A 13,390-nucleotide genomic window follows, 5' to 3' on the forward strand; every position below is an offset into this window, starting at 1 on the left:
GAAAAATGAAAACAAAAACCATAGAAAAAGTAACAAGGCCAGGAACACCACATTTTGTAGGAGACGGATTTAGAGTACATAACTTTATTCCAGGAACATCCACTATGAAACGTATGGATCCATTTATTATGCTAGATTATAATTCAAAATATAATTTCCCAGCAACAAATAAACCAAAAGGTGTTGGTGTGCATCCTCACAGAGGTTTCGAAACCGTAACCATTGCTTACAAAGGTCGTATAGAACATGATGATAGTTCTGGAGGAGGAGGTGTAATAGGAGAAGGAGATGTACAATGGATGACAGCTGCTTCGGGTGTTTTACATAAAGAGTTTCATGAAACCGAATGGAGTAAAAAAGGAGGTGAATTTCAAATGGTGCAATTATGGGTAAATTTACCTGCGAAAGATAAAATGGGTCCTCCTAAATATCAAGCCATTGCAAATACAGAGATACCAAAAATTGCTTTGCCAGATAACGCAGGAGAAGTTGAAGTTATTGCTGGCAATTATCAAGGTAATAAAGGTTCTGCATCTACATTTTCGCCTATAAATATGTTTAATGTGAAGTTGAAAAAAGGAAAAAAAACTCAGTTTGATTTTCCAGAAAACTATACAACAGCACTATTAATTGTAGAAGGTGATGCAAAAGTGAATGACGACACTAATGCACCACAAGACCATTTTATAATGTTTAGTAATGATGGAGAATCCTTTACTATTGAAGCTTTAAATGATGCTGTGATTTTAGTGTTAAGTGGAGAGCCTATTAACGAGCCAATAGCTGCACATGGTCCTTTTGTAATGAATACTAAAGAAGAGCTGGTAGATGCGTTTCAAGATTTTAATACAGGAAAATTTGGGTATTTAGAAGATTAAAACGGCATTCCACGAGGTATTATAAAACTGTCATTCCCGTGAAAACGGAATCTAGTAAAATTTTAAAAGCAGTTCATTTTTTTTTTGAACTGCTTTTTTATATTTAAAACTTGATAGAAGAGTTTAAAAAACATTCTACTTCATAAAAATGAATAAAAAATGTAGAATAGTAACTTCTAATTAATCTTATCAACTTAACAAGTCGAACAGTTTCCTCCATCTTTTTTAACTCCTAACTTAACTAGAATGGTTTCCAGTAAACACCATTTTGTAAATGCAGACTGAATTAAATTTACACCAATAAATACTGTAAACCACATCCAATTCGGACTTACATAAACTGATAACACAACACTTAATAATACCATTACACCTACTATTACTCTAAAATATGTATTTAACATTTTGATTGTTTTTTTTTATTTATAATTCTTCTTTTCTATCATATAATATACTAATGGCACAACCAACAGCGTCAACACTGTAGACACTATAGTTCCTCCCATTAATGAGATTGCTAATCCTTGAAAAATAGGATCAAATAATATCACAAATGCTCCAATAACAACCGTTCCTGCTGTTAATAAAATTGGAGTGGTTCGCACTGCTCCAGCTTCAATACAAGCTTGTTTTAACGGGATACCTTCCGTTGTTCTTAAGTTGATAAAGTCTATTAGTAATACCGAATTTCGAACCATAATTCCTGCTAAAGCAATCATCCCAATAAATGAGGTTGCAGTAAAAAACGCTCCCATAATCCAGTGTCCAATTATAATACCAATTAATGATAATGGAATAGCAACCATCATTACAATTGGTGCTTTAAAGTTCTGGAACCATCCTACAATTAAAATGTAAATCAAAATAATAGCTCCTAAAAAGGCAATTCCTAAATCTCTGAATACTTCTAGAGTAATTTGCCATTCTCCATCCCATTTTACAGTGTAATTATCTTCAAAATCTGGCTGACCTAAATACATTTCGTTTAACTCATAACCTTTTGGTAACGGAATTTCTTTTAACTTTTCTTCCATTCCTAAAATAGCATAGGCAGGACTTTCTAACTCTCCAGCCATATCTGCCATTACATAAACCACACGTTTTTGGTTTTTACGATAAATACTTTTTGCTGCAATAGTTTCTGTAATAGTTACCAAATCTGCAATTGGAACCATATTTCCTTGTTTAGATTTTACTTTTAATTGTGAAATATCACTAATTGTAGATTTCTCCTTTTCATCTAAAGTCAATACCAAACCAACTTGATTCACCGCATTTTCATCATACAAATTAGTAATTGGCCTATTAGACAACGCCATATTCATAGTGTATGCAATTTGTTGTGGTGCAACACCATACAGCATTGCTTTTTCTTTATTTATATCAAATTGATATTCTATTTGGTCGTCTTCCACCATCCAATCAATATCTACAACATCAGCAGTATTCTTTAAAATATTTTGAACACTATTTGCAATCTTAATCTGCTCATTATAATCAGGTCCATAAACTTCTGCAACTATTGTTGATAAAACTGGAGGTCCTGGCGGAACTTCCACTAACTTCACATTAGCATTATATTTTGCAGCAATTTTTTGAATATCTGGACGCATTAATTTTGCAATGCCATGACTTTGTATATCACGTTCACCTTTATCAATTAAATTTACTTGAATATCTGCCATATTGCTTCCGCCTCGCAAATCGTAATGACGTACCAAACCGTTAAAAGTTATTGGTGCAGATGTACCAACATAATTTTGATAATTCACAACTTCTGGTCGCGTAGATAAATACTGTGAAATCTCTTGTGTCACAATCCCTGTACGCTCTAAAGTTGTCCCTTCTGGCATATCAATAACCACTTGAAATTCGTTTTTATTATCAAAGGGTAACATTTTCACTGCAACCGAATTGGTATAAAACAACACCATTGTTGCCATTAATACAAGAAAAGTACCACCTAGAAATAGCCAACGTTTTCCTTTACTTTCTAATAAAGGGCGTTCAAATTTGTTATAAATTTTATAGATAAACGTTTCTTCAACCGCTTTCTGTGGTTTTTCTACCGCTCCTTTTTTATCTTTTTCTCTTAAGAAAATATAACCTAAATAAGGTGTAATGGTTAAGGCCACAAATAAGGATAAAATCATAGCAATCGATGCTCCAATTGGCATTGGAGCCATATATGGACCCATTAATCCAGAAACAAAAGCCATTGGTAAAACCGACGCTATTACTGTAAATGTTGCCAAAATTGTTGGGTTTCCAACTTCGTTAATCGCGTATAAAGCAGCTTCTTTAAAAGGCAAGCGTTTCATTTTAAAATGCCTGTGCATGTTTTCTGCAATAATAATGGAATCATCTACTACAATTCCAGTTACAAAAACCAGAGCGAATAATGTAATTCGGTTTAGCGTATAATCCATCATATAGTAACTCAACAACGTTAAAGCAAACGTAATTGGAACAGATAAAAACACCACCAATCCACCTCGCCAACCCATTGCTAACATCACAACAAGTGTTACTGCAAAAATAGAACCTATAAGATGCCAAAGTAGTTCCGATACTTTATGTGAAGCTGTTTCTCCATAATTTCTAGTCACTTCAACATGCACATCATCTGGAATTAAAGTTGCACGTAAATGATCTACTTTATCAATAATAATTCCCGAAAGTTTCATGGCATCTGCACCTTTTCGTTTAGCAACAGAAATAGTAACAGCAGGATATTCCGATTTATAATCCGAAGATTTTACACTTCCTTTTCCAAAACCTAAACTCACATAATTTAAAGGCACTTCTGGTCCATCAATAATTTTAGCAACTTGCTTTAAATAAATAGGTTGATTTTGTTGTACACCAACCACCAAATTCTCAACATCTGTAACAGATTCTAAAAATTTACCAGTATTTACCAAAAATTCAGTATCATTTTTATCAAAACTTCCAGCGCTCATTTGCGCATTATTTGCTTTAATCATTTCAGAAATCGACAAGAAATCCAATCCACTTGCAGCCAATTTTTCTTTATCTAAAACCACACGTAATTGGCGATTTCTACCACCAATTTTATGCGTAATCGCAACATCGTTTATTTTCTTAATTTCAGACTCTAATTCTTGTGCCATTTGGCTCAATTGGTAATCGCTATAATTTTCACTCCACAACGTTAGACCCAACATTGGCACATCGTCAATGGCACGCGTTTTTATTAATGGAAACGTTACACCTGCTGGCATTTGATCCATGTGCTTGTTAATTTCGTTGTATAATTTCACAAAAGAACGCTCAATATCTTCGCCCACATAAAACTGCACGATCACCATTCCTTGTTCTTTCATCGACGTAGAATACACATATTCCACACCTTTAATATTCGAAATTAATTGCTCTAATGGCTTAATTACTCGCGACTCCACTTCTGTAGGGCTTGCTCCTGGATAACCTACAAAAATGTCTGCCATTGGCACATCAATTTGCGGCTCTTCCTCACGCGGTATTAAAAACGAAGCATACACGCCAACAACCATAAATACAACCATTAACAATACTGTTAACTTAGATTGCATAAAGACTTTGGCAATTTTCCCAGCGATTCCTTCTTTCATTATTTTATATATTTTGGGCGTTTTAACAGGCTATCCACTATATCTTTTTTAACCGTCATTGCGAAGTGATTTTTTTATTTACTGTGGCAATCTCTTAATCGATTGGGAGATTACCACGTCGTTTCACTCCTCGTAATAACTGCTTATTTATTAAGTTAAAAAAGGATGCCGTTTCTATCCTTAACGCGACTTATTAGTTATTTAATTGTAATTTTTACACCATTATAAAGTTTTCCATCAGCAGAAACAATGTATGCTTCGTCTGTATTTAAACCAGATAATACTTCAACTTGATTTCCAAAAGTTCTACCCAAACGCAACCAACGTAATAATGCAGTATTACTTTGACTTACAGTGTAAATTCCAGATAATTGACCATTAGTTATTATAGCTTCGGTTGGAATTAAAACCATTTCCGATTTTGCTTTTCGCGCAATAGGAAACTGAACAGTTGTAAACATGCCAGATAAAATATTAGCATCTGTTTTGTCTAAATCTATTTTTACTAGATATTGTCCACCAGTATTTTTTGCAGATGTGCTTACTTCAGTAACTTTTCCTTTTATAGTTTGGTTGATAGATTTTACTAAAACATCTACAGTAGCGCCTTTTTTAATTTCAGAAATTTCTGTTTCAGGAACCATTGCCATCACTTCAAAATTATCAGGTGTTTCTATGCTTATTAATGATGCTCCTGGATTTGCCATATTTCCAGCTTCTACGTTTTTGCTAGTTACTGTTCCGTTAAAAGGAGCAGTAATATTACTGTAAGTAAATTGTGCGTTTATTTCGTTTTTCATCTGGTTGGCACCTTCAACTCTAGCTTTTGCCATTTCGTAATTAGCAGTCATATCATCCATCTCTTTTTGAGAAGCACTATTATCTGCAAATAAGTTTTTAAAACGGTTGTAATCTTTTTGTGCATTACTTAATGCTGCATTAGCTTCGGTAATTCCTGCATTTACCTGAGCTCTTTTAGCTTGTAAATCGCTATTATTAATAGACACTAATAATTGCCCTTTACGCACTTTATCTCCAACGTTTACGTGCACTTTATTAACGTAACCCATCATTCTAGTACTTAAATCTGCTCTATTTGTTGCTTGAATTTTTCCGCTTACAGATAAAAAAGGACTGTTGCTATTTACTGCTACTTGACTAGTTTTTACGCTAATTGCTGGTGTATTATCTATAACTGCTTTTTTATTTTCGCTTCCACAACTTGCTACTAATAGCACTACAGAAAATGTTAGGATTGTATATATTTTTTTCATCTTAAAAATTATTCTTTAGTTAAAAATTGTAAGTATGCTTGTGCGTAATTGTATTCGAAAATGGTTTGGTAATATTCTAATTGTTTTTGTGCAAATTGTGTTTCAGCAATTAATAAATCTGATGTTTTTTCTAATCCTTCTTTAAATCTATTAGTTCTAATTCTTAAAGATTCTTCCGATTGTTCTAAAGCTAAAGTGGTAAGTTTTAATTTGCTTTCAGCATCTAAAAAGGCACGTTTTGCTTTATTTAATTCTAAATTACTTTGTGATACATATTGTGTGTATTCAAGCTTCGATTTTTCAAATTCGGCTTTACTTTTTTGCACTTTTCCAAAACGTTTTGAGCCTTTAAAAATATCCCAACTTAATTGTGCGCCAAATAAATATCCATTAGCATCACCTTGAAAGATTTTATCGTCATACAATTCGTAACTTCCAAAAGCGTTTAAACGTGGTAAAAAGGCCATCTTATCGGCTTTATTCATAGCTTCATAAGCATTTGATGCTAATTGCATCGCTTTAATATCAGAACGATTTTCTGAAACCGTTTTGTCTTCCATAGTAAAGGTTGTAATCGCTAATTCGTCAGCAGGAATGTAAACCACATAGGTTTCATCATTCATTAAAAAAGACAAATAATTAGACGCATTTTGCACATTACTTTTTGCCGAGTGCAATTGATTTTGTACTTCTGTTACGCGTACTTCAACATTCAACACATCTGCACGTTGTAAATAGCCTTGTTTAAAACTATCATCTGCTAATTTTTTATTAGCATTTGCAGCTTCTAACGCTTTTTCTAAAACAGCAACTGCTTTATAAGCTAATTGTAATTGCATGTAGGCTTTATCGACTTCAAATACTAAATAATCTTGTGTTCGTTCTGTCTTTAAAGACATGGCTTCCATTTTAGACTTGGCAGCTTTACGTTGGTAAATACCATCTAAGTTTATTAATGGTTGCTGAATTTCTAGCTTTGTTGCGTAGTTTTCAATTTGAGAAGGATCATTTAATAAAGTAGGATTAAAATCGTTCTGCGTTAAAATTTCCTGATTTAATTTAGACCCAAATGCCATTAACGGATTTGTAGTTGCGATTGCAGTATGACTTGCTGTAATATTTGGTAAAAACACTGCGTTTGTTTGTCTGTAATCTGCTTTGGCTGCATTAAATTCTTGTTCAGAAATTTTAATACTTGTGTTATTCTCAGATACTTTTGATAAAACATCATATTTTGCAATAGGCACGACTTCTTGTGCTTTAACAGAAAGACTGAAAACAAAAAACAACACTGGTGTATAAATGTATTTTTTCATTAATTATTATTTTACAGTACAAAAATAGTTCAGAAATTTACTTTAGTCAGTAACATAGGTTACTTAAGAAAAGGAATATGAATCAAGACATCATTAATAGTTCTAAATTTAGAATAAACAAAAAGTACACACACTGATAATTATCATATAAGATATTGGTTGTTAAATTATTATATAATTTTAAATAAAAAAACTCTGACAAACACCTTTTATTAAGCAAGCAAAAAATAACTTAAAAACAAAGTGTTGTTATAAATATTATGGTATCGCTTACTTTTGTATTCTATATGGATTCATTAACACAAATAGTATTAGGAGCAGCTGTTGGAGAGGCCGTTTTAGGTAAAAAGATTGGAAATAAAGCGGTGCTTTATGGTGCAATTGCTGGAACTATTCCAGATTTCGATGTCTTTGCATCTTACTTTACAGATACAGTTTCTGCACTTGCCATACATCGTGGATTTACACATTCTATTGTGTTTTCTGTGCTTTTTGCGCCCATTTTTGGATGGATTGTATCGCGTTACGAAACCTATAAAAACTTTAAAAACTGGTCGTGGTTATTCTTTTGGTCTTTCGTAACACATCCAATTTTAGATGCACATACTACTTGGGGAACGCAATTGTTTTGGCCTTTTGATATACGATTAGCTTTTAAAAACATATTTGTAATTGACCCATTATATACTGTACCTTTTTTAGTGTTTTTAATTTTGGCGATGCGACAAAAACGTACTGCTGAAAAACGTCGTTTTTATAATAAAATGGGATTAATAATAAGCACATCTTATTTGCTACTAACATTAGTTTTAAAATGGATTGCTTATACTAAATTTGAATCTGTTTTAGCAGCACAAAACATAGCATATCTAGAATTAGATACAAGACCTTCTCCTTTAAACACAGTGCTTTGGAGTGCAAATGTGCAAACAGAAGATGCTTATTTACTTGGGGATTATTCGTTTTTTGATACACAATCAATCACTTTTGAAAGCTATCCAAAAAACCATAAGTTATTAGGTAGTTTTATTGAAGATGAAAGCGTAAAACGTATGATTGCTATTACGGAAGGTTGGTACACAATTAATAAAAAGGATGATACGCTTTATTTTAACGATTTACGATTTGGCCTTTTAAGTTTAGCTCCTAAATCTGAAAATTTTGTTTTTAAATACAGGCTAGATATTGATAGTTCTTGTAAAGTTACATTTATTGAAGAGCCTAAAGATAATAGTGATGGTAAAAAATTGCTAACCGAATTATGGCAACGTGTAAAAGGAAACTAGTTCTTTTTTATACAAAAGAAACAGGTTCTTATAAGTATTTATAAGAACCTGTTTACGAACTAATTAACTAACCAAAAAAACTGATAACCACATCAGTTTACTTTTCTCGTGCCTCCATGTCCTCCAGCAACAACAAGCATTATTTTTATACTTAAATAAATAAACTTGAAAAATTGAATAACAGGATTCATCATTTTAAATCTTTGATATTTTGATATTCTTTGTGTCATTTTACTAATTGTTAAATTTTATAAAGTTTTCATGAGATCCAGAACATCTCTTTGGTCTTTCTGAGAAGCGATTTACACCAATTAAAAAACTTGGGTACTCTGCTTATTCAGGAATTAACCACCAAAATGGGCGCATTTTTGCTTTGTAAATAAAAGCATAATGCAAAGCCAATTTTAACCAATGACCTGCTAAACCTATTTCCCCAAAAGTTTTCCCTAATTGTCTCCCTTGCGTTTTTGGATATTTTTCATAATCTGGCACAATTGGATACGTTGTAATACTTACACCACTTCCTTTTGTCATTCCGTAACCTGCAGAAGCAATACAAGCAGCTCCCATATTACCCATAGATCCTTTATGGTTTAAAGATTTTTTTCCACTTTTAATAGAATCTATAATATTATCTGCTACCAACTTGGCAGTAATACCAGAAGGCATTCCTGTTCGTGGTGGTGCAGGCGAAATTGCCGTTCCGTTTTTACTTACTCTTGGTTTAGAAATAGCATGTGGTGGTGCAAATGCAATTCCTGGTGCAAATATGTTTTTATAACTAGGGTTTTGATACGTTTCTGGCCAATCCTTTACAGACCATTCTTCATATGGTTTTGGTGTATAATCTGCATCAACAATCATAAATCCTTTAAAGAGTTTTTTTGTGATGTTATTTTCATTTTTATCATAAGCTTTAAAACCATGACCTGAAAATGATGGGATTAGCATTGCGAAATCATAGGTTTCGGCTTTATGTTCGCCTTCTAGATTTTCGTAATATGCAATACCATCTATAACTTTATTAACTCCTGCACCAAGTACCCATTTAATGTCTCTGTCTTCAAAAATCATTTCGACCATTTCATGAGATTTCATCGTCATACTTCCATAGCTTAGCAGCATACCATCCATTCCAAAATCTCCTAACTTATATTCGTTAGAAATCCACGTCACTTCTGCCATATCGCGCACATTATGTCTGCGTAATTCTTGTTCTACATTTAATATATACTCAAAAGCTGCACCTTGACAGGTAGATTTTGCATGTCCTGTACCTATTAAAATTTTTATTTTTTTACCAGATTTCATTTGCTGGATGACTTCATTTAAGCCTTCCCAAGCATGATCTGCATGTGTGTACGTACAAACAGAATAGGTTTTATTTTTACCAGGAATCAACCCTTCAGTTGCTTCAAAATTTAGTTTTGGACCTGTAGCATTAATTAAATAATCGTAAGTCACTTTTTCTTGTTGACCTTTATTATTTCCTGTGACATATTCTGCTAAAACATAAGGTTTTTCTTCCTTTTTATCGCCTTCCGGAAAAAATGAAATTGCTTTTGCTTGTTTATATCCAATGCCTTTCTTTTTATACAAAGGAGCTAATGGAAATAAGATTTTTTCAGATTTCATTCTGCCAATTCCTACCCAAATATTGGAAGGAATCCATTGGTAGTTACTGTTAGGAGATACCACAACAACTTCATGGTCTTTAGATAGTTTTCTGCGAAGATGCGCTGCTGCAACATGACCAGAAATACCTGCTCCTAAAATGACGATTTTAGACATTTTTTTTATGATTTAATATTGTGAATTTAGTTTAAAAGTGAAGGCTACCAAATGATATTTATCATATTGATTGTCTGCAGAATAGAACACCTCAATTCCTATTGTAAAGATTGTCTTTTTATACCAATCACACAGTAACTTTTGTTACATAGCATTATGTTAATTAATAAAAAAAGAGGATGTAAAATTTTACAACCTCTTTTTATTAAAAACCAATTAAAAACTAGATTAGTTAAATTATAATTTTAATACTTTTTTTTCGATAATATTTGTATTGTTTTTAAATATTAAAAGATAGTCTCCAGATGCTACTTTTGATAAATCTATCTGGCTTGTTTGTAACCCTATAGATTTTGTTAATATTATTGATTTAATCTTTTTACCTAACATATCATATAAATCCAATGTGCTTTTTTCAATATTTGGAATAAAAACGTCAACATAAAAAATACCATTAGATGGATTTGGATATACTTTTAAATTATAGATATTACTAGGGTTAAGTGTTACTTCATCTACACTTAGTGATGTCTTATTAATAAATACTTTAAAGGCTAAATTACTAGCACTACTTTGAGTCCCATCATTAATAAAGAAAATATTTTCTTGAGTACTTTCAATACCTCCAAAAATATAGCCTACAAGTGTAATGCCTTCTTGTAAATTATTAATGTCTAAAATTTCATTTGTTAAATAATTTGAACTATTATTTAATGGAATAAACTCTGCTCCTGTACCTAATAGAGTTGGCATTTCTATACCTAAACTACTTTCTGACATTGTTCCGTCGCTAAACCTTGATACTTTACTTATTGTTTTTACAAATGGTACATTATCATCTTGTATAAGATTATTATTTGTATCTAATTTGTATTGACTCATACCTCCAAAAAATAAAGTATGCATTATATTATTTGAAGTATCATAAATTGGAATCTTTGCACTATGATATTGGCTTAAATATTGATTAAATGTATTATTAACAGTAAACCCAGAAGCAGTAACATCTACAGTGTTTAACCAAGGTAAATTTGCTGTATGCTGAAAAACACCACTAAACATAGTAAACCCTTCTGTTCCATTAGGAAATATTTGAGGTGACATATTATAATCTCTTCGATGTAAATTATTAGTATCGTTTTGAGCAGAATAATTTATTATAGAAAGATTTGTGCCATCATCATTGATTTCAAAAGTTCTAATTTCATCTGTGTAGTTCTGAATAAACCCAGGGCCATTACCTGGTCCCGTTGGATTGTACCTTCCTTCAAAATATTGTCCACCACATAAATAAAAAACATTATTCAGTATGCCTAATTGTCCTCCAGTAACGGCAAGATTGGTGTTTGATATTTGTCTAAAGAATGAAATAATACTTGTGCTATTTATAACTGCATTTGCTAATCCGTCTACATCAATAGCTGTTAGCTTATTATAAGTAATATGATCGTTTTGTGTAGTGCTAAACCCATAGCCTCCTATCACATATAGTGTGTTTCCTCTTTGAACAAATTCTTGATTAGTGGATTGTAACTGTTCAAACATTGATGCTTGTAAAGTACTTATTGTTGTGCTCCAAGTTTGATTTGTCACAGGATCTATTACGTAAACATTTTTGTTGTTATCATTTTCTTGAAAAGCAGCAAAAGGTTGCCTTTGGTGTAAACCCTCAGTTCTTCCTCCAATAATTATCCATTTTCCATCACTAGTTTGTCCCCAAGAAAAAGAATGGACATTTGGTGCATTTGGAATAGTTAATGGCTCAATTTGAACTATAAATTGGTCTTGTGCAATACTTTCGTTGGTTAAAACCAAACAGAACAATAATATAATAAAGTTAATTTTTCTCATCATTTAATTAATTTTTATAAACATATACCTTGAAAATTTTACTACTAGCTTTACTTTGACTTCCATTATTATTAAAGAAAATATTTTCTTTAATACTCTCAATTCCGCCATAAATATAACCAACTAGGTTATTTCCTTTTTTCAACTTATTGAAATTTAAAATACCGTTTTCTAAATACATGTTTTGATTTTCTGAAGGAATAAATTCTGCTCCAGATCCTAAAAAACCAGGCATTTTTATACCTAAATCTTTTTCTAACATTGTGCCATTTTTAGATCTTATCACCATACTAATCGTTTTAACAAAAGGTACATCATCATCTTTAATTAGTTCTTTATTTTCATTAAATTGAAATTGACTCATACCGCCAAAAAAGATTGTGTACATATTATTTTTTTCAGAATCAAACATAGGAACTTTAGCGCTATGATACTGACTTAGAAGTTGATTAAAATCATTATTCACCTTATACCCACTTTCTTTTACATCTACCGAGTTTAACCAAGGTATGTTTGCATCGTATTGGAATACTCCGCTAAACATTGTGAATCCTTTTGTGCTATCTGGAAAGATTTGAGGCACCATATTAAAATCTCTTCTATGTAAGTTTTGTTCATCTTTATTTGCAGAATAATTATCTATAGATAGATTTGTGCCATCATCTAAAATTTCAAACTTTCTAATTTCATTTGTATACTCTTGAGTAAATCCTGGTCCGTGATTTGGACCCATTGGATTATATCTTCCTTCAAAATATTGACCTCCACACAAATAAAACTGATTATTTAAGTATCCTAATTGCCCACCTGTTACAGCTAAATTATCATCGCTTATTTGCCTAAAAAAAGAAGTAATACTCGTTTTATTTATAATAGCATTTGCTAAACCATCAATATCTATTGCTGTTAAATTATTGTACGTAATATGATCTTGCGCAGTATCGCTATAACCGTAACCTCCAATAACATACAATGTATTCTCTCTTTGATAAAATTCTTGGTTTGTAGCTTGTAATTGCTCAAAAATTGAAGAAGGTAAAACACTTAAATCTACACTCCAAGTTTTATTGTTTTCTGGATCTATTAAGAATACATTTTTGTTGTTCTCTTTTTGTCTAAAAGCTTCAAAAGGTCTCATTTTATGCAGACCTTCTATTCTGCCTCCCAGTATTAACCATTTCTCATCACTTGTTTTCCCCATAGAATAAGAGTGTATTCCTGGAGCATCAGTAATTGTGAACGGTTCAATTTTGACTAAAAATTGCTCTTGTGCTGAATTACAACTTATTATAAATAATGCGATAAAAAAAGATAAGTATGTGTTTAATTTCATTGAATATTTTTAGTTAAAAAACAAATTTAGAACTAATAAAAATTGAA

General features: G+C 31.8%; 10 protein-coding genes. 2 read left to right on the forward strand and 8 right to left on the reverse strand.

Features of this window, described 5'->3' with window-relative positions:
- The first annotated feature begins 5 nt into the window (after positions 1-5).
- Positions 6-878, forward strand: coding sequence for a pirin family protein (locus tag CW733_RS04465; RefSeq protein WP_100996054.1), 873 nt, complete (start codon positions 6-8; stop codon positions 876-878).
- Positions 879-1,072: 194 nt separating this feature from the next.
- On the opposite strand, the gene CW733_RS04470 is transcribed toward CW733_RS04465, so the two are convergent.
- From CW733_RS04470 to CW733_RS04485, 4 genes are all read right to left on the reverse strand, one after another.
- On the reverse strand, positions 1,073-1,282 hold the full coding sequence (locus tag CW733_RS04470) for a DUF2892 domain-containing protein (protein ID WP_100996055.1): 210 nt from the start codon (positions 1,280-1,282) through the stop codon (positions 1,073-1,075).
- Between the two features lie 15 nt (positions 1,283-1,297).
- Complete coding sequence (locus CW733_RS04475; RefSeq protein ID WP_100996056.1) at positions 1,298-4,492, reverse strand: efflux RND transporter permease subunit; 3,195 nt, start codon at positions 4,490-4,492, stop codon at positions 1,298-1,300.
- 197 nt (positions 4,493-4,689) lie between these two features.
- Positions 4,690-5,766 (reverse strand): efflux RND transporter periplasmic adaptor subunit, encoded by a 1,077-nt coding sequence (locus tag CW733_RS04480; RefSeq protein ID WP_100996057.1) that lies wholly within the window; start codon positions 5,764-5,766, stop codon positions 4,690-4,692.
- An 8-nt stretch (positions 5,767-5,774) separates the two neighbouring features.
- On the reverse strand, positions 5,775-7,082 hold the full coding sequence (locus CW733_RS04485; RefSeq protein WP_100996058.1) for a TolC family protein: 1,308 nt from the start codon (positions 7,080-7,082) through the stop codon (positions 5,775-5,777).
- A gap of 287 nt (positions 7,083-7,369) precedes the next feature.
- On the opposite strand from CW733_RS04485, the gene CW733_RS04490 reads away from it, so the two are divergent.
- Entirely contained in the window at positions 7,370-8,368 is a 999-nt protein-coding gene (locus CW733_RS04490; RefSeq protein WP_100996059.1) for a metal-dependent hydrolase, read from the forward strand.
- 92 nt (positions 8,369-8,460) lie between these two features.
- On the opposite strand, the gene CW733_RS16515 is transcribed toward CW733_RS04490, so the two are convergent.
- The 4 genes from CW733_RS16515 to CW733_RS04505 form a co-directional block, all read right to left on the reverse strand.
- Positions 8,461-8,598, reverse strand: a complete 138-nt coding sequence (locus tag CW733_RS16515; protein ID WP_162838499.1) for a hypothetical protein — start codon at positions 8,596-8,598, stop codon at positions 8,461-8,463.
- Between the two features lie 103 nt (positions 8,599-8,701).
- Positions 8,702-10,159: an NAD(P)/FAD-dependent oxidoreductase gene (locus CW733_RS04495; RefSeq protein WP_100996060.1), complete on the reverse strand. Its 1,458-nt coding sequence runs from the start codon at positions 10,157-10,159 to the stop codon at positions 8,702-8,704.
- A 237-nt stretch (positions 10,160-10,396) separates the two neighbouring features.
- Positions 10,397-12,013, reverse strand: a complete 1,617-nt coding sequence (locus CW733_RS04500; protein WP_100996061.1) for a T9SS type A sorting domain-containing protein — start codon at positions 12,011-12,013, stop codon at positions 10,397-10,399.
- Positions 12,014-12,017: 4 nt separating this feature from the next.
- Positions 12,018-13,343: a T9SS C-terminal target domain-containing protein gene (locus tag CW733_RS04505; RefSeq protein ID WP_100996062.1), complete on the reverse strand. Its 1,326-nt coding sequence runs from the start codon at positions 13,341-13,343 to the stop codon at positions 12,018-12,020.
- Between the last annotated feature and the right edge of the window lie 47 nt (positions 13,344-13,390).

The sequence above is a fragment of the Lacinutrix sp. Bg11-31 genome (genome assembly GCF_002831665.1).
Taxonomy (GTDB): Bacteria; Bacteroidota; Bacteroidia; order Flavobacteriales; family Flavobacteriaceae; genus Lacinutrix.